18 protein-coding genes are annotated in these 23,393 nt (G+C 69.9%); 7 read left to right on the plus strand and 11 right to left on the minus strand.

The annotated features are described in order from the left end of the window. Positions 1-414: 414 nt before the first annotated feature. Positions 415-3,282 carry a S8 family serine peptidase gene (locus NQK81_RS07900; protein ID WP_257489719.1) on the minus strand — a complete coding sequence of 956 codons (2,868 nt, stop codon included), beginning with the start codon at positions 3,280-3,282 and terminating at the stop codon, positions 415-417. A 213-nt stretch (positions 3,283-3,495) separates the two neighbouring features. Beyond that, a complete protein-coding gene (locus NQK81_RS07905; RefSeq protein WP_126731831.1) occupies positions 3,496-5,058 on the minus strand; it encodes a deoxyguanosinetriphosphate triphosphohydrolase family protein in 1,563 nt (520 codons plus the stop codon). Between the two features lie 43 nt (positions 5,059-5,101). Between NQK81_RS07905 and NQK81_RS07910 the strand changes: the two genes are divergently transcribed. Both NQK81_RS07910 and NQK81_RS07915 read left to right on the plus strand, forming a co-directional pair. Beyond that, the gene (locus tag NQK81_RS07910; RefSeq protein ID WP_257487692.1) at positions 5,102-6,229 is read left to right on the plus strand and encodes a lycopene cyclase family protein; all 1,128 of its coding nucleotides are present in this window, start codon (positions 5,102-5,104) and stop codon (positions 6,227-6,229) included. Positions 6,230-6,301: 72 nt separating this feature from the next. Continuing rightward, positions 6,302-7,987 carry a GGDEF domain-containing protein gene (locus tag NQK81_RS07915; RefSeq protein WP_257487693.1) on the plus strand — a complete coding sequence of 562 codons (1,686 nt, stop codon included), beginning with the start codon at positions 6,302-6,304 and terminating at the stop codon, positions 7,985-7,987. A 52-nt stretch (positions 7,988-8,039) separates the two neighbouring features. Here NQK81_RS07915 and NQK81_RS07920 read toward each other — a convergent pair whose 3' ends face one another. From NQK81_RS07920 to NQK81_RS07930, 3 genes are read right to left on the minus strand one after another with little or no spacing between them, the layout of a single operon-like run. Beyond that, a complete protein-coding gene (locus NQK81_RS07920; RefSeq protein ID WP_257487694.1) occupies positions 8,040-9,200 on the minus strand; it encodes a sulfotransferase family protein in 1,161 nt (386 codons plus the stop codon). A gap of 10 nt (positions 9,201-9,210) precedes the next feature. After that, positions 9,211-9,993 carry an SDR family oxidoreductase gene (locus NQK81_RS07925; RefSeq protein WP_257487695.1) on the minus strand — a complete coding sequence of 261 codons (783 nt, stop codon included), beginning with the start codon at positions 9,991-9,993 and terminating at the stop codon, positions 9,211-9,213. Further along, positions 9,990-11,159 (minus strand): hypothetical protein, encoded by a 1,170-nt coding sequence (locus NQK81_RS07930; protein WP_257487696.1) that lies wholly within the window; start codon positions 11,157-11,159, stop codon positions 9,990-9,992. The genes NQK81_RS07925 and NQK81_RS07930 overlap by 4 nt, the downstream gene beginning before the upstream one ends. A gap of 87 nt (positions 11,160-11,246) precedes the next feature. Between NQK81_RS07930 and NQK81_RS07935 the strand changes: the two genes are divergently transcribed. Next, positions 11,247-12,125, plus strand: coding sequence for an IclR family transcriptional regulator (locus NQK81_RS07935; protein ID WP_257487697.1), 879 nt, complete (start codon positions 11,247-11,249; stop codon positions 12,123-12,125). A 226-nt stretch (positions 12,126-12,351) separates the two neighbouring features. Here NQK81_RS07935 and NQK81_RS07940 read toward each other — a convergent pair whose 3' ends face one another. After that, positions 12,352-12,819 carry a nuclear transport factor 2 family protein gene (locus NQK81_RS07940; RefSeq protein WP_257487698.1) on the minus strand — a complete coding sequence of 156 codons (468 nt, stop codon included), beginning with the start codon at positions 12,817-12,819 and terminating at the stop codon, positions 12,352-12,354. 77 nt (positions 12,820-12,896) lie between these two features. Here NQK81_RS07940 and cysD point away from each other — a divergent pair, with 77 nt between their 5' ends. Together cysD and cysC are read left to right on the plus strand one after the other, a co-directional pair. Next, positions 12,897-13,805 (plus strand): sulfate adenylyltransferase subunit CysD, encoded by a 909-nt coding sequence (gene cysD / locus NQK81_RS07945; protein ID WP_257487699.1) that lies wholly within the window; start codon positions 12,897-12,899, stop codon positions 13,803-13,805. Continuing rightward, positions 13,805-15,631: an adenylyl-sulfate kinase gene (gene cysC, locus NQK81_RS07950; RefSeq protein ID WP_257487700.1), complete on the plus strand. Its 1,827-nt coding sequence runs from the start codon at positions 13,805-13,807 to the stop codon at positions 15,629-15,631. Before cysD ends, cysC begins: the two co-directional genes overlap by 1 nt. A 224-nt stretch (positions 15,632-15,855) precedes the next feature. Here cysC and NQK81_RS07955 read toward each other — a convergent pair whose 3' ends face one another. The 4 genes from NQK81_RS07955 to NQK81_RS07970 are packed head-to-tail and all read right to left on the minus strand — an operon-like array spanning position 15,856 to position 19,370. Further along, on the minus strand, positions 15,856-16,893 hold the full coding sequence (locus NQK81_RS07955; protein ID WP_257487701.1) for a serine hydrolase: 1,038 nt from the start codon (positions 16,891-16,893) through the stop codon (positions 15,856-15,858). Positions 16,894-16,911: 18 nt separating this feature from the next. Continuing rightward, a complete protein-coding gene (locus NQK81_RS07960) occupies positions 16,912-17,565 on the minus strand; it encodes a response regulator (protein WP_126731814.1) in 654 nt (217 codons plus the stop codon). After that, positions 17,562-18,791 (minus strand): sensor histidine kinase, encoded by a 1,230-nt coding sequence (locus NQK81_RS07965; protein ID WP_126731812.1) that lies wholly within the window; start codon positions 18,789-18,791, stop codon positions 17,562-17,564. Before NQK81_RS07965 ends, NQK81_RS07960 begins: the two co-directional genes overlap by 4 nt. 9 nt (positions 18,792-18,800) lie before the next feature. Continuing rightward, a complete protein-coding gene (locus tag NQK81_RS07970) occupies positions 18,801-19,370 on the minus strand; it encodes a TetR/AcrR family transcriptional regulator (protein ID WP_257487702.1) in 570 nt (189 codons plus the stop codon). A gap of 90 nt (positions 19,371-19,460) precedes the next feature. On the opposite strand from NQK81_RS07970, the gene NQK81_RS07975 reads away from it, so the two are divergent. Together NQK81_RS07975 and NQK81_RS07980 are read left to right on the plus strand one after the other, a co-directional pair. Continuing rightward, the gene (locus NQK81_RS07975) at positions 19,461-20,678 is read left to right on the plus strand and encodes an MFS transporter (RefSeq protein WP_257487703.1); all 1,218 of its coding nucleotides are present in this window, start codon (positions 19,461-19,463) and stop codon (positions 20,676-20,678) included. 13 nt (positions 20,679-20,691) lie between these two features. Further along, on the plus strand, positions 20,692-22,656 hold the full coding sequence (locus NQK81_RS07980; protein ID WP_257487704.1) for an ABC1 kinase family protein: 1,965 nt from the start codon (positions 20,692-20,694) through the stop codon (positions 22,654-22,656). On the opposite strand, the gene lepB is transcribed toward NQK81_RS07980, so the two are convergent. Further along, positions 22,580-23,380 carry a signal peptidase I gene (lepB, locus tag NQK81_RS07985; RefSeq protein ID WP_257487705.1) on the minus strand — a complete coding sequence of 267 codons (801 nt, stop codon included), beginning with the start codon at positions 23,378-23,380 and terminating at the stop codon, positions 22,580-22,582. The genes NQK81_RS07980 and lepB overlap by 77 nt on opposite strands. Positions 23,381-23,393 lie beyond the last annotated feature (13 nt).

The following is a 23,393-nucleotide window of genomic DNA, read 5'->3' on the forward strand; positions in this document are numbered from 1 at the left end:
GATCAGCAGGGGTCGGACGTTGCCGTTTCGCGGCGACGCTCCGGCTGCGGCCGTGTTGCGAAAGCCACTTTCGCAACGTTGAGGGTTGCGAAAGTGGCTTTCGCAACGCGCGCCACGGCTGGGGCGAGTAAGCGCGACGCTCCCGATCGGCGGTGTCGCGAAAGCCACTTTCGGGACACCAGACGTCGCGAAAGTGGCTTTCGCGACACCACCCGACCCGCCTGGCAAACCAGAAGCCCCTGCCCGTGCGGCTGTCGCCGTTTCGCGGCAACGGCGGACGCGTGCAGGCGTTGCGAAAGCCACTTTCGCAACGTTGAAGGTTGCGAAAGTGGCTTTCGCGACACCAGCCACCACGCGAAAAGGTCCCCTTCCGCCGGCTCAGTCGAGGGAAGGGGACCTTCACGAACAAGAGGACTACACCGGCTTCACCGGCCCACGCCCCACCGATTTCCCGACACCCGCGGGCCGCTCCGCCACGCCGGGCTGAACGAAACCGTTGATGTGCAAGGAGATCGCGCGGATCGACCCGGTGTCGCCACCGGCGACGTCCACCGCGGTGAACTTCCACGTGCCGTCGGCCGCCGCACCGGCCAGGCCGCCGAGCGCCTGCGCCGGCTTGTAGGTGCCGGTGAACGGCGCGTTCGCCGCGCTCACCGAACTGAACGCGGCGGCCGCGCTGTCGGCGAAGACGACCTGGCACAGGTTGTTGCCCGAGCCGCCGCTGCGCTGGAACACGGTCGCCTTCGCGCCCGAGGGCGAGGTCAGCGTGCCGACCAGGTCACCGACGTACGAGTGGTTGATGCCCACCGTCGTCGAGGTCTGGTCCGCGTTGCAGGTCGCGCCGTCCACCGAGAACGTCAGCTTCGACGCGCGCCCGACCCCGCTCACCGTGATCGGCACGGTCACGCCGGTCGGGTCGCTGTCCGGGATCGCCACGGCGTCACCGGTGTAGGCGAAGTCCCGCGAAACCGGCGACGGGGTGCCGACCGGCAGCGAGAACGTGGACGTCGTCGGCGAGTACGAACCCGCGAAGGTCACGCGCGCGTTCAGCACCACCGGCACCCCGAGTTCCTGCGTGGCGGGAACGGTGATGGTGAAGTCGTTCACGCCGGTCTGTCCGGGGCTGATCGTGCCGTACGACTTCGACCGCGGCGCTACCGTGACCCCGGGGGTCGGGCTGGAGAGCACGACGCTGGTGGACGTCGCGGTGCCGTCGCCGCGGTTGGTGACCGGAAGGGTGACCTTGGCGGTGTCGCCCGGGTCGAGCGCGGAGCCGCCGTCGGCCGGGGTGACCGTCGGCTGGCCAGCGGACGCGAGCGGCTGCGGGCTGGCACCCGTGTAGGCGAGCACCTTGTCGGCGAGGATGACGCCGGCGCCGCTGGAGTTGTCCCGGCCGGGGGCGAGGATGTCGACGGCGGTGTTGATCAGCGCCTCGCGCACGTCGGCCGGGGGCAGCCCCGGGTTGCCCGAGAGCACCAGGCCCGCGATCGCGGCGGCGTGCGGCGCGGCGGCCGACGTGCCGTAGAACGTGGTGAAGCCGGTGACGCTGGTGGAGACGCCGTCAGCCGCGGTGATGTCCGGCTTCGCGCGGACCTCACCACCGGTCGAGGACACGTTCCCCGGGGTGATCGGCGTGCCGTCGGCCTGGTAGAACATCCGCCGCGGACCGTCCGAAGTGAACCGTTCGACCTTCGTGGCCGCGCCGAAGGCACCGGGGAACGGACCGGCCGGGTTGGCCGGGTCGCCCGGTTCGAGGGCACGGGGGAACGCCTTGGCCGCCGGTGCCGCCGCGACGCTGAACGCGTCCCGCGCGGCCGAGTGCCCGACGGTCACGCCGGGGCTGGTGTAGGCCTTGAGGCCGTCGGCCGAGTCGGAGAACCGGCCGCGCAGCGCGGACAGCGAAAGGTAGCGGCCTTCACCGGAGAACTTGACGATGGCCAGGCGCAGCCCGGCGACGCCGGTGGTGTCCACCCGCTCGTAGGCGTCCTGAGTGCCGCTCTGGACGTCCTGGCTGAAGTCGACGACGTTGCCCGCCGCGTTCAGCAGGTACAGGTCGTAGTCGTTGTTCGAGGCGCCCAGCGGGTCGGACCAGAACAATGTGACCGGCACCCGGCCCGACGCGTTCGAGAGCGGCTGGAAGATCTGGTTGCCGTCGGCACCGGCGAAGTTGTGCGCGGTACCGGCGTATTTGCCGACGCTCTTGCCGGAGTCGACGAAGTCGCCTTCCCAGTGGCCGGAAGTGCCGTCGGTGACGTTGCCCTCGTTACCGGCCGAGGAGAAGTACAGCGCGCCGTCGGCGGTCACGTCGTTCACGGCCTGGGCGATGATCCAGTCCTGGAACGGCGATTCCTTGAAGTACAGGACGTCGTCGACGATGACGTCGCAGCCCGCGTCGAACCGCAGTTTGCGGATGTTGTCGGCGAAACTGGCGTCGGAGTTGAACGCGCTGGCGAAACCGAGCGACGCGTTCGGCGCGAGATCGTGGATGATCTCGAGCATCGCGGTGCCCTCGTCGCCGTCGCCTTCCTGGCCGGGGATCACGTCGACGCCCGCCGGGAGTTCGCCGCGTGCCTGCGAGGTCGCGAGCGAGTCGATACCATCGGACAGCGCGCAGATCTTCGTGCCGACGCCGGTGACGCCGAACTGCTGGCGCGCGGTGTCGGCGTTGTGCGCGCGGTCGCCCTCGCTGTTGACCGGTCCGGCGGCGATCCCCGGCTGTCCCTTGGCGTCGACGGCCTTCTTCAGCTCGTCCGCGATCCGGGCGGCCTTTTCTTCCTTGCTCTCGCGCTTGCCCGCGACGGCGGGTTCGGCGAGCTGGCGGGCGGTGAACGCCTCGTTGGCGGTCTCGACCTTCTTGACGTCGGCGCGGGCCGCGATCGCCGGGACCGCGTTCAGCGGAACCTCGGCGCGCACGCTGCCGTACCGTTCGGACACCGCGCGAATCCCCGCACCGGATTCCCGCAGTCCCTTGAGGAGTTCTTCCGAGACCTGGCCCCGAATGTCCACGAGTACGGTGCCGGCCGCGGAGACATTCGCCCCAGACCCCAGTGCGGGAACCGCGGAAGCCGACATCCGCTGCGCGCGGAGTTTCTGTTCGACCAGCAGTCGGCTGTCCACTTTGGACTCGCCGGCGTTCTGGCTCTTCTTGATCGACTGCAACGCCTCGATCTGCCGGACGGTGTTCGCCGAGAACGCGTCCGGGGATCCGCTTTCCGCCGCCGCGCCGGGCGGGCTCACCAGGCCGAGCGCGGTGACGAGGGCAGCGGTGCCCGCGGTCAGGATCGTTCTTCTTCTCCTGCTAGAACGGGTTGGACGCACGTGCGCCTCCGATTCCTAGGCGCGTGCCCCGACTCACGCTGACCGACGCCGGCGATCACCGGCTCGATCAAGCTAAGTACCGGGCGCGCACCGGCGGCAGGCGCCGTTCGGGTGACGTCTGATGGGTATTTTCCGGATTCGGCCGCAGGCCGTGGGCCGTTCAGGGTAATCGCGCGGCTACAGGACGAAGGAGTCCGACCAAGGCTGCGACGCACGGCCCGACAAGCCGTCCATAAGGGTCACCGCCTGCTTGTCCGTCAGGGACGCCACGAAGTCGACGACCGCCCGCCCGCGCGCCAGACCGCGGACGGCGTCGGCACCGGTGACCGGTTCCCCGGTCGCTCCGATGAGCAGTTCCGGCGACGTCCGCGCCAGCGCGGAGAATTCGGACTGGGCCAATTCCACCAGGTCGTGCAACCGTCGCGGGAGCCGGTAGAACTCGTCGCGATCGAGCAGCCACGCGTCGAGCGCGTCGACCAGTGTGGTCACCAGGCTCGCCTGTCCGCGTTGGTGCAGCGCGAGTTCCGGGCGCAGCAGCACGAACCGCCGGTGCACGAATTTCAGCACCTGCACCTCGTGCCACTGGGCGGGACGCAGCGTGAGATGCCCCGTCCGGGTCGACGGCGAAGCCACCACCTGGACACCGTCGACGAGCCGCGCGGTCCATTTCGCGGAGAAGGCGGCGGTGGCCTGTTCGGCCTCGATGGACCCGTCGAACCCGGTGGCGAGCAGGCCGTCGACGAGTTCGGCTCGGACACGGGCGACGGCGCTGGTGAAGGCGTCGTCGTCGACGATCCAGCCGTCCTTGGCGTGCATCCGGCGGCGCAGCCGTTCCAGCGAACGGCCGGGCAGCCGCCGTTCCGCGGTCAAGGTCGCGTCGTCCAGTGCGGCCAGGTCCAGCGCGTGATCGACCCAGCCGGAGAACTCGGCGGCGACCGGCGCGTGCTGCAGGACCCCGATCCGGTGGAAGTCCTGGAGATCGTGGATGGCGTAGGCGATGTCGTCGGCGGTGTCCATCACGGACGCTTCGACGGTCTGCTGCCAGGGTTCGATCCGGCCGTCGAACGGGGCCCGCGCCTGGGTGAAGTCGTCGAGTTCGGTGCTGTAGGCGGAGAACTTGCTCGCACCGGTGCCCGGGGCGTCGGCGGGCTCGGCCGCGCCGCGCGGCTGGACGGGCATCGACGTCGGATGCGGGTCGGGCACGTGCAGCCGCGCCCACGGGTACTTCAGCACCGCGGCGCGCACCGCCGTGGTGAGGTCGAGCCCGGAGGCGGACGGGCCGCGCACGTCGGTCGTGGTGATGATCCGGAACGACTGCGCGTTGCCTTCGAAACCGTCGGCGAGGCCGAAGCGGTGGCGGGCGATCCGGTCCAGGGTCTGCTCACCGAGGTGCCCGAACGGCGGATGCCCCAGATCGTGCGCGAGCGACGCGGCCTCGGCGACGTCCGGATCGCAGCCGCCCAGTTTCGCGGCGAGCTCGGCGGAATCGCTGCTCGCGTTGATCCGCTCGGCGATGGCGCGCGCGACCTGCGCGACCTTGAGGCTGTGCGTGAGCCGGTTGTGCAGCAGGCCGGAACCCCCGGCGCTGACCACCTGCGTCACCCCGCCGAGCCGGGCGAAGAACGGCGACGCGGCGATCCGGTCCCGGTCGATCCGGAACGGGCTCGTGGCGAGGTCGGTGAACCCGGCGCTTTCGCTCTCCGGATCGCGCCGCCACGTCCTCGGGTCCGTCTGTTCCATGCGTGACACCGTATCCGTCGCGGCGGCGTGATGAGATACACAGGTGACGGACGTGGTGATCGCGGGCGGCGGCCCGGCGGGGCGTGCGCTCGCGCGTGCCTGTGCCCGGCGTGGCCTGGAGACGGTCCTCGTCGACCCGGCGCCTGGCCGCCGCTGGCGGGCGACCTACGGGTTGTTCGCCGACGAACTGCCCGCGCTGCCCGGGAGCGCCGTCGCGTGCGCGCCTTCGACCACGCTCGCCTTCGGGACCAGGCGGCATGTCCTGGAGCGGCGCTACCTGGTGCTGGACAACGACGGCCTGCGCCGGTGGCTCGACGGTGGCTACGACGTCGTCGCCGGGACGGTGTCCGGCGTGGACCACGGCGAGCGAGGTTCGTCGGTGCGTCTCGAGGACGGACGAACTCTCGCGACCGGCCTGTACGTCGACGCGTCCGGTGTCCGGCCGCGACGCGACCGATACGAACAGACGGCGTTCGGCGCCGTCCTCCCGGCCGAGGACGCGCTGCGCCTGGTCGACGGCCCCGATACCGCCGTGTTCATGGACTGGCGGGAGACCGAGTCCGGATTCCTGTATGTCCTGCCGCTCGGCGACGGCACCGTCCTGGTCGAGGAGACCTCGCTGGCCCGCAGGCCGGGCCTGCCGCTCGACGTCCTGGCGGCGCGGCTGCGAGCCCGTCTGAGGGCGGCCGGGCTGACGTCGCGCGGGCGCGAGGAGCGCGTGCGGATCGTGCTCGACGTGCCGGCGCCCCACCGCGGCCGGACCGTGCCGTTCGGGGCCGCCGGCGCGCTGGTGCATCCGGCGACCGGGTACAGCGTCGCGACGTCGATCCGGCTCGCGGTTCCAGTGGCCGACGCCGTGGCCCTGGCTTGGGATCGAGGCCCCGCCGCGGCGTCGTCGGCCGCGCACCGCGCGCTGTGGCCGTCTTCGGCACGCGCCGTGCACGGATTGCGACGGCATGGCCTGCGCGCGTTGTGCGGGATGCCGCCCGAACTGGTTCCGGTGTTCTTCGATCGGTTCTTCACGTTGCCCATCGCGCTCCAGCGGGCATTCACCAGCGGCCGCGAAGATGCTTCGGGTACCGCCGAAGCGATGTCGGCGCTTTTCCGGTTGTCACCATGGCCAGTAAGAAAACACCTGATCGGGTGGCGTGCATTACGCCGTTCTAGGTAACCCAGGTGCCTTCACGATGAACATCAGTTGACACGTATTTCGTTTCGTGCCGCCACCCGCGAACATTCGCTTGTGACGTTGCAGATCGCTGTCCGCTTCGCTTACCAGCCGTTGTACAGCCTGCACACCGGTGGCGTCGTCGCGTTCGAAGCATTGGCACGGCCAGGCCGCGGCACCGCCCACGAACTGCTCGCCGACGCCCGGCGCAGCGGCAGGCTGGCCGAGGTCGACGTCGGCCTCGCCGCCGAGGCCGTCCGGCAGCTGCGCGAACCGCAGGCCGCCCTCCCCCTGCACCTGAACCTGTCCGCACGGACCGTGGCGGCGCCGCCGTCGCAGTTCGACCCGCTGACCGACGCGCTCAGCCTGGCGGGCCGCCGGACCAGGGACGTCGTGCTGGAGATCGGGCCGCCGTTCACGCAGATCCCCGCCGACCTGCTGCTCACCGGCATGCGACGGCTGACCGAAGTCGGGTTCCGGCTCGCGCTCGACGGCCTCGGCCGCGGCGACCTCCCGCTCACGCTGCTCGCTTCGGCGCCCGTCGACCTGGTGAAACTGGACCGCAGTGTGCTGCGCGGCCTGCCGCACGACCCGGCCGCCGTCGCGGTGGTCGAGGCGGTACTGCACTTCGCGTCCCGCACGGACAACCGCCTGGTCGCGACCGGGCTCGAAACCACCGAGCAGCTGGAGTCCGCGCGGCGGCTCGGCGTGCGGATCGCGCAGGGCAACCTGCTCGCCCCGCCGGACGGCGACCACGCGCCGCTGCCCGCGCCGGACGCGCCAGGACCGTTCATCCCCGGCACCGCCCGTGCCCGCCGTGTCGGCGACTTCCTCCGGCCCGCGACCACGCTGCCGGAGGACGCGACCTGCGACGACGTACGCGAGGTGCTGGCCGCCGCCGACGGGCCGAGCGGCATCGTCGGCATCGACGACCGGCACCGTCCACAGTGGTCGATCGACCGGACGCGGTTCCTGGTCGCGGTCACCGGGTTGTACGGACACGCCCTGCACGCCAAGCGGCCGGCGTCGCGGCTCGCCGACCGGCCGCACACGATCCACGCCGACGCGAGCGCGCTCGAATTCCTCGAACTGGTCACCGACGCGGACTGGGGCCGGACCGGCGACGACGTCGTGGTGGTCGACGACCGCGGCCGGTGTGTCGGCGTGGTGCTGGTGAACGAGGTCGTCCGCGGGGTCGCGGAGGCGAAGGTCGAGGAGGCGGTCTCGCTGAGCCCGCTGACCCGCCTGCCCGGCAGCGACGCCGTCGCCAGGGATGTCGACCGCCGGATCAACGCGCGGGAGCCGTTCGTCGCGGCCTGGCTCGACGTCGACTCGTTCAAGACGGTGAACGACACCGCCGGGTTCGCCGCGGGCGACGACCTGATCCGCGCGCTCGGCCGGACCCTCACCGATCTGGAGGCCCGGCTGCGCCGGATGCGCGTCAGCCACGTCGGCGGGGACGACTTCCTGATCGCCTGCGACGTCGACGAGATCGGCACGGTCGCCGCCGCGCTGCTGGACACGGCGTGGTCGGCCGACGGGCTGCCGGTGACGGTTTCACTGGCGACCCTGGTGTGCGGGCACGGCGCGATCCGGTCCTACAAGGACGCTTCGCGGCTCTTGGCTCCACTGAAGAAACGCGCCAAGGAGGTCCCGGGGTCGAGCTGGGTACTCGGGCGGCCGGGCTCGGACCGCGTCGAGGTCCTGCGCGGGATCACGACGCGCGGTCTCCCCTCGCAACGCGCGGCCGCGGGCTTCTGACCTCCCGCATTTCGTCCTCTGAATGCGGTAGTCGCGCGTGCAAGGACCGCAGTCAGAGGTCGTAGGCGGCGCGGTATGCCGAGAAGCGTTCGTCGACCTCGCCGGCGGTGAGCCCGAAGTCCGCGAGGTCATACCGGTGCACGGGTTTCCGTTCCCCGGACCGGCTTTCGGCGTGCACCACGGTCATCGCGTCCCGGGCGGCGTCGCTCATCGGCAGCCCGAAATGCCGGTAGACGCCTTCGACCGTGCCGATCGGGTCGGCGACGAAATCCTCGTACCGGACATCGCAGAACTGCGCCGGATCGTGACGTTTCCTTGCCTCCAAAGACTTTTCCGCACCGCGCGCCCAGAGGTCCAGCTGGCTGCGGCCGATCACGTCGCCGCGGAAGACGTCGGACCAGCCCGCCGAAGCCTGCTCGTTCAGGCTGCACACCGACGCGACGATCGTGCTCGGCGCGCGATGGGTCTGGACGATCAGCGCGTCCGGATAGACCTCCAGCAGCGCGTCGAGCGCGAAGAGATGGCTCGGGTTCTTCAGCACCCAGCGGCGCCCGGCGTCCGGCAGGCCGATGAGCTGCAGGTTGCGCCGGTGCCGGTGATAGGCGTCGGTCCAGCTCTGGCCGTCCAGCCAGCGCGAGTAGGAGGGCACGTGCGCGAGGCATTCGTAGGACACCGATTTCAGCGACTGCCGCAGGAGCTGCCAGCATTCCTCGACCTGGTCGGCGGACATGTGGTGCAGGCCCATGAACTCGGGATGTTCGACGTGGTGTTTCTCGTAACCCGCCTGGATCCCTTGGAAGACCGGGTTCTGCGCCCAGGTCTCGCGTGGCGGACGCGGTTGCGGCACTTCGGTCAGCCAGACTTCCAGCCCCTGGTGCGCCGGGTCCTCGGTGAGCAGCCGGTGTAGTGCCGTGGTCCCCGTGCGCGGCAGGCCGGTGACGAAGATCGGCCGCTCGATGGGAACCTGGGCGTATTCCGGATTCTGCTTCCACGAGGCCTCGCTCAACGACCTCGCCACCAGGGCGCCGCGCAGGAACGCGCGATGGATCTTGTTGCCGTACGGGGTCAGCCCCGCCTCGCCGGCGTACGAATCCAGCAGCACGCGGAGACCTTCGAGATGATCCTCGCCGCCGAAGTCGTCCAACCCGGTGAGTTTCGCCGCCGACGCGTGCAGATCCTCCACGGTGCCGACGTTTTCCCGCCCTGGCAGCATGTTCTCCCTCTCAGTGGTGGTATTCGCCGGCGTTGACGTCGAGACACTGACCGGTGACACACCGGGCGAGCGAGGAGGCCAGGAACACGACGGTGTCGGCGATCTCGTCCGGTTCCGGCAGGCGGCGCAGGTCGATCGTCTCCGCCGTCTCGGCGTACACCTGCTCCGGCGGCACCCCGCGTTCCTTGGCCAGATAAGCGAAGTACCACTTCAGCGAATCCGCCCAGATGTAACCCGGCGCCACGGAATTGACCCGGATACCGCGCGGCCCGAGTTCCGACGCGAGGCTCTGTGCGAGCGCGAGCAGGCTCGCCTTCGCCATCTTGTACGCGCCGAACGTCCGCCGGGAATGCCGCAGTACGGCCGAATTGATCATCACCACCGAACCGCCGCTCTCGGCGAGCGCGGGCGTGAACAGGCGCGTGAGCCGCAGTGCGGCGAGCACGTTGGTCTCGAAGCCGGCCCGCACGTCGGCGAGGTCGACGTCGGCGAGATCCATGATCGGCGGGATGGCGAAAGCGTTGTTCACCAAGGCGTCCACCCGGCCGAACGCCTTCACCGCGGCCTCGGCGAGGTTCGCCGCCGAAACGTCGTCGGTGATGTCGGTGGGCACGGTGACCGCGCGGCGGCCGAGCGCGTCGACCTCCTTGGCGACTTCGGCGAGCCGGGATTCGGTACGGGCGGCGAGGACGACGTCCGCGCCCGCGGCGGCACAGCGGACGGCGATCGACCGGCCGAGCCCCGGCCCGACGCCGGAGACCACGATCACCTTGTCCCGCAAGAGATCCGTCATCCCAGCATCCTCGCCGCGACGGCCTGCTGACGGGCCGAGATCCGGTCCGCCCACTCTTGTGGGGTCACGCGCGCGTCGTCGTAGAAGGGCAACCGGTCGGCGAGTTCGCCGAACTTCACCACCTCGACCTCGGGCCCGTCGGCCTTCTCCAACGCGCGGGACAGGCGCTGCCACCGGATCTGGACGTAGCCGCGGTCGTGTCCGGTACGTTCGAGCCAGTTCGCCAGGCCCGGGTCGCGTTCGCTGATCACGAAGCGGATCTTGCCGTCCGGGTCGACCCGCGCCTGGTCGGCGGTGAGGCTCGTCTGATGGTTGATGTAGTCCAGCGAGAGATACCAGACGCTGCCGAGCTGGATGCCCTGATACGGCGCGTCCGAACGCGGCACCGTCACGATCATGACCTCTTCGTCGCCGAGTTCGTAGTGCCCGGCCGACGAGTACTGCGTGGTCAGGCCGCCCGGCGTTGGCCGCGGCTCGGTCATCGTGTTCACCGGCAGGTTCAGGTAGAACCACTTCGGGAAGGCGAGGAAGGTGCGGAGCCTGCTCAGCAGGATCTTGCCGGTCACGCCGTAGCGTTTGGCCAGCCCGTCACGGGTGAGTGGCGCGGGCGCGCCACCCGCGGTGTCGGCGCACTGGATCTGGATCGTGCCGCGGCGTTCGGTGGCCCAGTCGCTGTAGACCTCACGCACCACGAGCATCGACGAACCAGGGCCGAGCACGAAATAGTTGGGTCCGGGGTCGGGTTTCGCCGGTCCGAAGCGGAGTTCGAACGAGCCGTCCTCGGCGATCTCGATCTCGCGGTCGTCGAAGGCGGCGAGGCTGTCCGGCACCTCGACGGGCGAGTAGTCGCCGTTGAGGACCTGGAAACTGACGTCGGCCGTGCTCCCCCGCGTCCCGGTGACGACGTATTCGCGGTCCTCGCGGATGTTCGCGTTGAAGTACAGCGTGTCCGGGTTGTCGAGGCCCATCTTCGTGTACGGCCCGGTGGACTGGGTGAAGAACGGATAGTCCCGTTCGTAGGCCCACGCCATCTGCAGGGACGCGCGGATGCTGCCGGCGAGGTAGTCGTATCCCTCGACCAGATCCTGTTCGGTCCGGATGTGCGGCGCCTCCGCGATGATCTTCTCGGCTTCGACGATCGCGTCCGCGAACGGTTGAGTGAGCACCGGCGACTCCCCATACTGGTACAAATACGTACCGGCTTGGTACGTTCTTCGTGCCATCAGACTAGAACGCGTTCTAAGGATGGGTCAATGACCCGGCGCTCACCGCCCACCGAGCGAGTCGTGCGGCTGCTCGACTTCTTCGCCGCGCACCCAGGCCGTCGCTTCGGCCTCTCGGAACTCGCCCGCGAGCTGGACCTGGCCAAACCGACCTGTCTCGGCATCGTCACCGAACTGACGGCGGGCGGCTACCTGGTCCGGGACCCTCAGCCGGTCACGTACCGGCTCGGCCCGGCGATGGTCGCCGCCGGCCGCGTCGCCAGCGAAGGCTTCGGCGCGAGCGAGGTCGCGCGCCGTCATCTGGAGGAGCTGAGCAGGCGATACGGCGCCACGTGCACGGCGTCGGCCGTGGTCGGCGACCGGATCCTGATGCTGCAGAGCGCCGGCCCCGGCCGGATCAAACTGGGCGAGACCTACCCGTTCGCGCCGCCGGTGGGCCTGATGTACGTGCTGTGGGATTCCGACGCGGCGTTCGACGCGTGGCTCGCCAAACCGCCGGCGGTTCCGGTGCGACTGGACGAAGCACACCTTCGCCGCGTCGTCGCCGAATGCCGGGAGCACGGTTACCTGGTCGAGAGCCTGACTTCCGCGGGCCGTCGGCTCTACGCGCTCATGGCGGGCGTCGGCGCGGAGGAACTCCCGCCGGAGGTGCGGGGCCTGGTGGGAGAGCTCGTGTCGAGCCTCGGCGAGCGCGTCTACCTCGGGGCCGATCTGGAGCCGCGTCGCAAGCACGCGGTGAGCCTGCTCGCCGCGCCGACGTTCGACGCTTCGGGTCGGCAAGAGCTCGTGCTCACGCTTTCGGTCGGCGAACCGATCACCGGCGCGGAGATCGCGCGGCGGGGCGCGGCGCTGGTCGCCACCGCCGACGCCGTCACCGCCGAATCCGGCGGCCGCCACCCCCGCGTTTAGTCCTCTGAATGCGGTCCTTGCGCGTGCAACTACCGCATCCAGAGGACCAAATGCGCAGACCACGTGTTCAGGCACGAGACACGCGTGATCGGAGGCGTAACACGCGTGCTTGGAGGCGTAACACACCCGAGCCGGGATCGGCACTGTCTTCCGGCCCCAGACACGCGAGTTACGGCTTCAGACACGCGAGTTACGGCTTCAATCACGCATGTTCCGGGTTTGCACGTCAGGAAGCCCACCGGTTCGCGGTGAGCTTCAGGCTCGGCACGTCGTCCATCGACATCATCGTTTCGTACAGCCGGTCGTACTGGGTCGAGGCGGTCAGCCACACGCCGTCCACCCGCCGGTAGGTGTCCTCGTAGTACGCCGCGCCCTCGATCACCACCCGGTGCTCGGGCACGATCACCTTGTCCCGCATCAGCCAGCTGCCCGTCGCGGTGTCGCCGTCGACGTCGATCTCCGGCTGCCCGGCGAAGTGCACCGTCGTGACGCCGGGGCCGACCGCGTTCCGAAAGAACTCGACGATCGCTTCACGGCTTTCGAAGGTCAGCGGTTTGCCGTACGACGGCGTGCCATAACGCGCGTGCGCGTCGGCGGTCAGGGTCTCGGCTATCTCGTCCCACAGCTTGAGGTCGAGGCAGCGGAGGTAGCGGGCTTTGAGGCGACGGATCTCTTCGAGTGCGACCAGGTCCATGCCGACAGCGTCCCCCAGCCCTTGACCAAGCACAAGAACTTGTTCTACTTTTCTGATCTCGAACCACGGAGGTCACGATGGCGTCCCCGGCATACGAGCTCACCCACCTCGAAGCATTGGAAGCCGAAGCCGTGCACATCTTCCGCGAGGTCGCGGCGACCTTCGAACGGCCGGTCCTGCTGTTCTCCGGCGGCAAGGACTCGATGGTGATGCTCCACGTGGCGGCCAAGGCGTTCTGGCCGTCGCCGCCGCCGTTCCCGGTGATGCACGTCGACACCGGGCACAATTTCGACGAGGTCATCGAGTTCCGTGATCGCACCGTCGACGCGTACGGGCTCCGGCTCGTCGTCTCCAGCGTCCAGGACGACATCGACGCGGGCCGGGTCGTCGAAGACCCGAAGGCCGGCCGCAACCGTCTCCAGACCGCCGCCCTGCTCCGCGGCATCCGCGAGCATTCCTTCGACGCCGTGTTCGGCGGAGCGCGGCGCGACGAGGAGAAGGCCCGCGCGAAGGAGCGCGTGTTCAGCTTCCGCGACGAGTTCGGCCAATGGGACCCGCGCAATCAGCGGCCGGAGCTCTGGGACCTCTACAACGGCAGGCACCGCAAGGGCGAGCACATCCGCGTCTTCCCGCTGTCGAACTGGACCGAACTCGACATCTGGAAGTACATCGAAGCCGAGGACGTCGACCTGCCGTCGATCTACTACTCGCACCGGCGTGCGGTCGTCCAGCGGGACGGCATGCTGCTCGCGCGCACCCGGTTCCTCGCCCTGAACGAAGGCGAAAGTCCTTACGAGGCAACGGTTCGCTTCCGGACCGTCGGCGACGCGACCTGCACCGGCTGTGTCGAGTCGACGGCGACGTCGCCGGGTGAGGTGGTCGCCGAGGTGGCGGTCAGCAGGCTCACCGAACGCGGCGCCACCCGCGCCGACGACCGGATCTCCGAGGCGGGTATGGAAGACCGGAAGAAGGAAGGCTACTTCTGATGAGCGCTTCGCTGGTCCGCCTCGCGACCGCGGGCAGTGTCGACGACGGGAAGTCGACCCTGATCGGCCGTCTGCTGTTCGACTCGAAGACGGTGTTCACCGACCAGCTCGAAGCCATCGAACGTGCCGGCCGCGACCGCGGCGAGGCGTACCCGAACCTCGCGCTGCTGACCGACGGTCTCCGCGCGGAACGCGAACAAGGCATCACCATCGACGTCGCCCACCGCTACTTCGCCACGCCCCGGCGGAAGTTCATCATCGCCGACACACCGGGACACGTGCAGTACACCCGGAACATGGTCACCGGGGCGTCCACCGCGGATCTGGCGCTGATCCTGATCGACGCCCGCAAAGGCGTGCTCGAACAGTCGCGCCGGCACGCGTTCCTGGCCAGCCTGCTGGGGATCCCGCATCTGGTGCTGTGCGTTAACAAGATGGACCTGGTCGGCTGGTCGCGGGAGCGCTTCGAGGAGATCCGCGAGGAGTTCCGCCGCTTCGCCATGAAACTCCAGGTGCACGACCTCACCTTCGTGCCCATGTCGGCGCTGCACGGTGACAACGTCGTGCACCGCGGTGCCAGTATGCCTTGGTACGAAGGGACTTCCCTGCTGCACCACCTCGAACAGGTGCACGTCGCCTCGGATCGCAACCTCATCGACGCGCGATTCCCCGTGCAGTACGTGATCCGCGAGCACAGCCGCGACTTCCGCGGCTATGCGGGCACCGTCGCGGGTGGGGTGTTCAAACCCGGCGACGAGGTCGCCGTACTGCCGTCCGGCTTCACCACGACGGTGCGCGCGATCTGGGGCCCGGGTGGCACCACGGTCAGCGAAGCCTTCGCCTCGCAGGCCGTCACGATCGAACTCGAAGACGACCTCGACCTCGGCCGCGGTGACCTGATCTGCCGCCCGGGCAACCGGCCCCACACCAGCCGGGACGTCGACGCGATGGTGTGCTGGTTCTCCGAACAAGGCGCTTTGAAAGCGGGCAACACCTTCCTCGTGCGGCACACCACCAGGGAGACCAAGGCCGAGATCCGCGAGCTGGACTACCGGCTCGACGTCACCACCCTGCACCGTGACGAGACCGCGAAGTCGTTGTCCCTCAACGAAATCGGCCGGATCCGGCTGCGCGCCCGGCAACCGCTGCTGTTCGATTCCTACCGCCGCAACCGCTCCACCGGCGGCTTCCTCCTCATCGACGAGCATTCCGGGGCGACGGTCGCGGCGGGGATGATCACCGGCCCGAGCGTGACCGCGTCGAACGTCGTCTGGCACACCGCGGCGGTCAGCAGGGCGGAACGGGCGACCCGCGGGCTCACCGTCTGGCTCACCGGGCTTTCCGCGTCGGGCAAGTCGAGCGTGGCCGTGGAACTGGAGCGGCGGCTGGTCGCGTCCGGCAGGCCCGCGTACCTGCTGGACGGCGACAACCTCCGGCACGGGCTGAACGGGAACCTCGGCTTCAGCCCCGCCGACCGGGCCGAGAACGTCCGACGCGTCGCCGAGGTCGCGAAGCTGTTCGCCGACGCCGGGGTGGTGTCGGTGGTCTCCCTGATCAGCCCGTACCGGGCCGACCGCGAACTCGCCCGCGCCGCGCACGAGGCGGCCGGGCTGCCGTTCCTCGAAGTCTTCGTCGACACCCCGCTCGAAGTCTGCGAAGACCGCGACCCCAAGGGGATGTACGCGAAGGCGAGGGCGGGCGAGATCAGCGGGTTCACCGGGGTCGACGCTCCCTACGAGCAGCCGGAGAGCCCGGATCTGGTGCTGCGCCCGGAAAACGGGGATCCGGCCGCGATGGCCGCGCTGATCCTCGCCGCCCTGGAGTAACTGAACTCATGGTGGCCTGTTGAGGGATAAGGCGTGTTGCGAAAGCCACTTTCGCAACCTTCAACGTTGTGAAAGTGGCTTTCGCAACGTCGGCGGGTGGCTCCAGAGGTCGATCGTGATGCGACGTCGCCTCGGTGCCGGCACAGCACGTCGCGAAAGCCACTTTCGCGACGTCTGATGTCCCGAAAGTGGCTTTCGCGACATGAGCACCGACCCCGCCCCCTTCAGCCGCCGTTGGTCGCCCGATACGGAGCGGTCGCGTAGGTGCGGGCGGTGGCCGCCGTCAGCTTCTCGACCGAACGGAACATCGTCTTCCCGAGCTTCGCCCGCGCCTTCAACGCCGGATGCGTCGCGGCGTAGTCGTCCTTGTTCACCGCCGGATCGCCCGCGAACTCGCCGGAGGCGAACAGCGAATAGGTCAGGACCGGCTTGCCGTCCGCGCTGAACATCACCCCGGCCTCGTTGCGGCCGTCGTTGAACCAGCCCGCCTTCGTGGCGACCCGCAGCCGCTCGGCCGAGGTCAGCCCGAGCCGCACGCCGTCGGTGAACGCGCTCAGCGAACGCAGGATGTTCAGCAGGTACTCGGTGGACTTCGCCGAAAGCAGCGTCCCGCCGACCAGTTTCCGCAGCAGCGTATGCGTTTCGGCCGGCGTCGTCCTGCCGAGGAAGAAGCGGTTCGGGTTCGCCACGGGAACGACCTGGGTGTGCACGAATCCCTTGCCGCGCAGGATCTCGTTGAGCTCGGCGGCGGGGCAGACCAGCCCGCACAGGCGGACGGCCGTGTTGTCGGACAGCGTCAGCAGCGCGGCCATCGCGTGCCCGAGCGTCACCGAACTCGGGTACGCGCCGTCGAGGGCGAAGATGCCGTCGGTGTCCTTGATGACGATGTCGGCCGTGACGTCGACGCGCTGGTCCAGGGTGAGCAGCCCGCGGTCGATCTTGTCGAGCACCGCGGTGGCGACGGCGATCTTGTTGACGCTGTACGCCTCGACGACCTCGTCCGCCCGCTCGGACACGGCGGGCACCAGGTTTCCGGCGGAATCCGCGACGCTGACGTAGGACGACCAGGTGCCGCCCGCCTTCGCGGTTTCCCTGGCGTACACCGCGGAAATCCGGCGCGCGGCAGCCGAAGCGTCGGCGGCGGGAGTGTCTGATTCGGACTCTTCGGCGGCCTGAGCGATTTGCGCCGACCCGAGCACCGCGCCCGCGGCGGCGACCGTGCCCAGCCCCAGCAGGCGACGGCGATTGACGTTGGTGTCCACTCCGGAACCCTATCGCGTTCAGCCCGCCGGCGTGACGAATCCGGTGTCGTAGGCCTTGATCACGGCTTGCGTCCGGTCCCGCGCGCCGAGCTTCGCGAGCACGTTCCCGACGTGCGTCTTGACCGTCTGCACACCGAGGTACAGCTCGCCCGCGATCTCCACATTGGACAGCCCGCCCGCCATCAGCCGCAGCACCTCGCTTTCGCGTTCGGTGAGCCCGGCGCCGGCGAGACCGTCCTGCGGGCCCCGGTTCGCCTGCTGCGCGGCCAGCCGCCGGATCGCGGCCGGGAACAGCAGCGACTCCCCCGCCGCCACCGTCCGGATCGCCGCGACGATCTCCTCGGGCCGGGCGCGCTTCAGCAGGAAGCCGCTCGCTCCGGCGAGCAGGGCGTCGTACACGTAGTCGTCGTTCTCGAAGGTGGTCACCACGATCACCTTCGGCGGATTGTCCATAGTGGACATCAGATGCGTGGTCGCGCGGATCCCGTCGACCGAGGGCATCCGGACGTCCATCAGCACGACGTCGGGCCGGAACCGCGAGACCAGCCCCGGCACCTCGGCGCCGTCGGACGCTTCGCCAACGACCTCCAGGTCGGGTTCGGAGGCGACGATCGCCCGCAGCCCCGCCCGGATGAGCTGTTCGTCGTCGACCAGCAGCACCCTGATGCTCATCGCCGTTTCCCCCATGGCACCGCCACCTCGACCTTCCAGAATCCGTCCGCCCGGCCCGCGGTGATCGTGCCCCCGAGCACTTCCACCCGTTCCGTCATTCCCCGCAGCCCCCGGCCGCCCCCGTCGCGCGACGGCTCCGCGGCGCCGAGCGGGTTCGACACCCGCAAGCGCAACAGCTCCGTTCCGGCGTCGACGAGGACCGTCACCGGAACCTTACCGGCGTGCCGCAGCGCGTTCGTCAGGCATTCCTGCAGGATCCGGTACGCCTCACGGGAGACGACCGGCGGCACCGAGGCCGGTTCACCCCGCACCTCCGCCGCCACCTCGGCGCCCGCCAGCCGGGTCGCTTCGACCAGCGCCGGCAGCTCCGCCAGCCCCGACTGCGGCGTCCGCGACGACGCCTCGTCACGCAGCAGCCCGAGCACGTGGTCGAGGTCGTCCAGCGCGGCGCGGGCTGAGTCCTCGATGGCGGTGAGCGCCTGCTCGGTGAAATCGGGATCCGACCGCAGTGTCCGGCGCGCGGCCCCGGCCTGGATGGTCACGACACTCAGCGCGTGCCCGACCGAGTCGTGCAGTTCGCGCGCGAGCCGGTTGCGTTCGGCGAGTTGTTCGGTGCGCTTCTCCAGCTGGGCGATCCGCTCCGCGGCCGAGATCCCCAGCAGGCTCTTGGCGCAGCGGGTCAGCACCGCGCCCGCTCCCCACACGACGTAGGCGAGCACGACGACGCCGAGCAGGAACGCCAGGGGGATCCACGCGCTCGCCCAGCCCCTCGGCACCTCGATCGGGTCCTCGGTGGACAGTGCGATCCGGCCGGTGAACGGGGCCGCGATCGTGAATCCGAACGCGACCGGGACGACCAGGCTCACCAGGCTGACGACGCAGCCGGTGCTCACGTGCAGCAGGAACATCGCGGTCGACCGCAGCCGGACGGGCCAGCTCGACGCGGGCCCGAACGTCACGCCGGGGACGGGATCGTCCAGGAGTTCCCGCACGGCCGCGCCTTCCAGCACCCGGACCGCGGGGATGAACGACGACGCGACCATCACCAGGACGACGGTGATCATCGCGATGACGAGGCCGCGTTCCACCGTCACGACGAGGGGAAGCAGCGACGGCACCACGATGGCGGCGAAGAGGATGTACGGCACGCTCAGCGCGCCGCCGAGGATGAAGTACACCCATCGGCGGTAGGTCGCCCGGTCGACGAGCGGGCCGAAAAGTCGCATGCGCTCTTTCTAGCGCGTGCCGGCTTCGTGCGTATCCCTCACGAGTATCTCCGCGATCTCCCTCGCGAGCGTGACGCGGTGCGCGTCCCCGTCGATGCCGGTGTGCGCGACGGCGCCTTCGAGCAGGAGGAAGAGCTGTTCCGCGAGCCGTTCCGGATCGGCCGCGCCGGGGGCGTCCTCGCGGAGGAGTTCGGCGAATTTGGCCCGGACCGCCGCCTTGTGCCGCCGGATCACGTCGAGACCGGGATGCCCCGCGGCCAGTTCGGCGGCCGCGTTGAGGAACGCGCAACCCCGGTCACTCCCGAGCCGCGGGTGCTCGATGTAGGCGTCGAAGACCACCAGCGCCCGAGGACGATCGGCTTCGGCCAGCCGCTCTTCGAGGTACGCCCACCAGACGTCGTGACGACGCCGCAAGTACGCGACGGTGAGCTCGGTCTTCGACCCGAAGCACGCGTACAGGGTCTTCTTCGTGACGCCGGCGGCTTCGGCCACCGCCGCGACACCCACCGCGTTGAGGCCCTCTCGGTAGAAGAGCTCACTCGCGGCACTCAGGACACGCTCGCCGGCTGGGGTCAGCATGGCTCCGAGTATACCGATCGGTTGACCTGAGCACGAAAAGCGGGAACACTCGTGAACTATACCGATCGGTATACACCTGAAGGAGAGCTGATGGTTTCTTCGTACAAACGCGAGCTGACCCTCACCGCGGCCGGCTTGTCGCTGATCGCGGTCTCCTACGGACTCGCGAGGTACGCGTACGGCCTCTTCGCGCCGACCCTCCGGACGGAGTTCGACCTCGGCGGCGGCGCTCTCGGCGCCATCGCGGCGGGAAGTTACGTCGCGTACTGCCTCGCCGTCGTCGCCTCGACCGCCATCACCACCCGCTGGGGCGCGCGGGCGGGCGCGCTCGCCGCCGGGACGGCGGCCACCGCGGGAACCGCCTTGATCGCGTCCGCGCCGAACGCCGGCGTGCTCGCCCTCGGTGTCGTCCTCGCCGGCGCCAGCACCGGCCTGGCCTCCCCTTCCCTCGCCGACGCGGTCTCCCGCGTCGTACGGGCCACCCGCCGTGACCGCGCCCAGTCCGTGGTGAACGCCGGGACCGGGCTCGGCGTCCTGATCTCCGGCCCGGTCTCCCTGCTCGCCATCGGTGACTGGCGGATGGCCTGGTGGGCCTTCGCCGCGGCCTCGGCGCTGGTGACCTTGTGGATCGCCCGGGTCGTGCCGCCGGTGAAGGAGGACCGCGCACGCGGGCTGCCGGTGCCCCTGTTCCCGCCCGCCACCGGGCGGCTGCTGCCCGCCGCAGCGACGCTCGGCCTGGCCAGCGCCGCGATCTGGACGTTCGGTCGAGACATCGCCGTGAGCGCCGGCGGGCTCGACGAGACCGCGTCGACGGTGGTGTGGATCGTGCTCGGCGCGGTCGGCCTGGCTGGCGCGTTCACCGCCGAACTGACCTCGCGAGCGGGACTGCGGCGTGCCTGGTCCGCGGGGATGCTCCTGTTCGCGGCCGCCACCGCGCTCTTCGCCCTCGCCACCCGTTCGCTACCCGCGCTCGTCATCGCGGCCGCGGTCTTCGGAGCCGTCTACATCGGACTGACCGGCGTCCTGATCCTCTGGGGCACCAGGGCCTACCCGACGGCGCCCGCGTTCGGGGTCGGCGTGGCCTTCCTGGCGCTGGCACTCGGCCAGGCCGCCGGGGCGCCGCTCATCGGTCTCCTCGGTGATCTCCTCGACCTTCGCGCCGGTTTCCTCGCGGCGGCGGCGATCGCCGTTCTCGGCGTCCTGTTCGCGCCCCGGGAGGCGACCACCACCTACAACTTCGGGGTCCGCTCCCTCGCAAGGGTGAGCACCGTCCCGCCGGAGCGGGAATCCAGCGCGGACCGCGCGTGATGTGCTCTTCGGCATGAACCTGCTGCTCGGCCTGCTCACCCTGCCCGTCTACGCGCTGATGCTGTGGCCGCTCGTGGTCGCGGCCCGCCGCGTGCTGGGTGTGCGGATCGGCGTGATCCGCGCGTTCTGCGCCGCCGGTTTCGGCTGGCTCGTCGCGGGCGGCATCCTCAGCGCGTTCCCACAGGCGATGTACGCGGGAGGCGCGTTCGCCGGACTGGTCATCCCGGTGGCGGGCGGCGCTTTCCTGGCCACGCTGATCTTCCTGTTCGTGGCGGAACTCGCGCTGCCGTCCGGTTCGGGGCTCGGCCTGATCGGCAGGATCCGCTCGGTGCGGCGCCGCGTGGCCCGGACGCGGCGCTACTCGCAGATCACCCGGATCGCGATCAAGCACGGTCTCGGCCGGTACCTCACCGGCCGTCGCGAACCCGGCCTCGCCCAGGTCCGGCACGCCAAACTGGCGCGATCGCTGCGCCGCGCCCTGGAGGAGGGCGGCGTGACGTTCGTGAAACTCGGCCAGCTGCTCTCGACGCGGTCCGATCTACTCCCGCCGGTGTTCGTCGACGAGCTCAGCAAACTCCAGGACCAGGTCGCCTTCGCCGACGCCGACGAGGTCGCGACGGTGCTGCGCGAGGAGCTGGGTGGAAACCCCGACGAGATCTTCGCCGAATTCGACCCGGAACCGATCGCGGCCGCGTCGATCGCGCAGGTCTACCGGGCGAAGCTGCGTGACGGGCAGGAAGTGGTCGTCAAGGTGCAGCGCCCCGGCGTGCAGGCACTGGTCGACCGGGACCTCGACATCGTCCGCCGCGTCGCGGCCGCGCTGGACCAGCGCGCGGAATGGGCGCGGTCGCTCGGCGTCGTCGACCTCGCCGAAGGATTCGCCGGCGCACTCGTCGAGGAACTCGATTTCCGGACCGAAGCCAGGAACATCGAAGCGGTCGCGGCGGCCTACTCCGGCACCGAGGTCGCCCTGCCGACCGTCCACAAAGAACTGTCCACCGAGCGGGTACTGGTGATGCGACGCCTCGAGGGCAAACCGCTCGCCGCCGCGCGGGAGCAGGTCCCGGCCGAGGAACGGGCCGGCCTCGCTCGCTCCATGCTGCGATGCGTGCTCGGCCAGGTGATGGGCAGCGGCGTCTTCCACGCCGACCCGCATCCCGGCAACGTCCTGCTGCTCACCGACGGCAGGCTCGGCCTGCTCGACTTCGGCTCCGTCGGACGGCTCGACTCCGGCCTGCGCGGCGGGCTGCAGAACCTCATCCTCGCCCTCGACCGCGGCGACCCGGCCGCGTTGCGCGACGGCCTGCTGGAGATCGTCGACCAGCCGGACGAGATCGACGAGCGTCGCCTCGAGCGGGCACTGGGTTCCCTGGTGGCCAAGCATTTCAACCACGGGCAGGCACCCGATCTCGACATGTTCACCGACCTGTTCCGGGTGATCGCCGACTTCCGGCTCAGCGTGCCCCCGCCGATCGCGGCGGTGTTCCGTGCACTGGCCACTTTGGAGGGAACGCTGGCCGCGCTGGCGCCGGGCTTCAACATCGTCGTCGAATCCCGCGCCTACGCCGCCGAGCAGGTGGGTGCCGGGTTGCGGCCGGAGTCGCTACGGTCCACGGCCACCAACGAATTGATGGCGCTCCTGCCCGTGCTGCGACGGCTGCCGCGCCGCGTCGACCGGATCGGCAACGCGCTGGAGCAAGGCAGGCTTTCGGTCAACGTCCGGCTGTTCTCCGACGAACGCGACCGCGACGTGGTCACCGGCCTGGTGCACGAAATCCTGCTGGCGTTCGTCGGGGTGGCCACCGGGCTGATGGCCGTGCTGCTGCTGGGCAGCGCGACCGGCCCGGAGGTTCTGGACGGGGTCACGCTGCACCAGATGTTCGGCTACAACCTGCTGGTGGTCAGTGCGCTGGTGGGATTGCGGCTGCTCTTCGTCGTTTTCCGGCGGAGCGGGCAACGGTCACGATCGTCCCGATGACACCGAGGACCACGAGCCCGGCGCCGGCGAACATGAGGTTCCGCGAGCCACGGAACCCGGTGTCGGACACGGGATCGCCGGGAAGGCCGGCCTCGACGAAGGCGGTGGTCTGCGGGAAGGGCTCGGCGTTGAGCGTGCCCCCCATGCCGACGACGACCCCGTTCACCTTCGACAGCGGCACGGCGCCGTCGCCCGGCATGCCGACGTAGAGCCGTGAGTCGCGTGAGTTGTTCCGCTGATCCCCCACGACGAAGACCGCTTCCGGCGGTACCTGGACGCTGAACGGCAGGTACTCCTTGCGGCCGTACCCGTTGTCGTCGTCGGTGTACGGCTCCTTGACCGGCTTCCCGTTGACGGTGATCAGGTTGTCGTTCGTGCAGCAAACGACCTGATCACCCCCGACGCCGATCACCCGCTTGACGATCTGACCGTCGCCGGGGCTCGCGTCCGGGAACGCGGAAAGCTCCACGAGCACGACCGCGCCGCGAGGGATCTCGGCGAGCGGGGTCCAGCGGTAGAGCACGACCGTCCCAGGCTGGACCGTGGGCAACATCCCGCCGCTGGGAACACTCACCATGCGATAGTTCATCAGGGTCACGAACCCGTATCCCCCGGTGCCCACGCCGACGACCGCCAGCAGGATCATCACGAACAGCAGCGGCGAGAATCTTCGCTTCGGCCCGGGTCTGTCGGCGGGCGGAGCGGGGAAATCCGTTTCAGTCACAGCGCAGGCTAGC

The organism is Amycolatopsis roodepoortensis (assembly GCF_024628825.1).
GTDB lineage: Bacteria > Actinomycetota > Actinomycetes > Mycobacteriales > Pseudonocardiaceae > Amycolatopsis > Amycolatopsis roodepoortensis.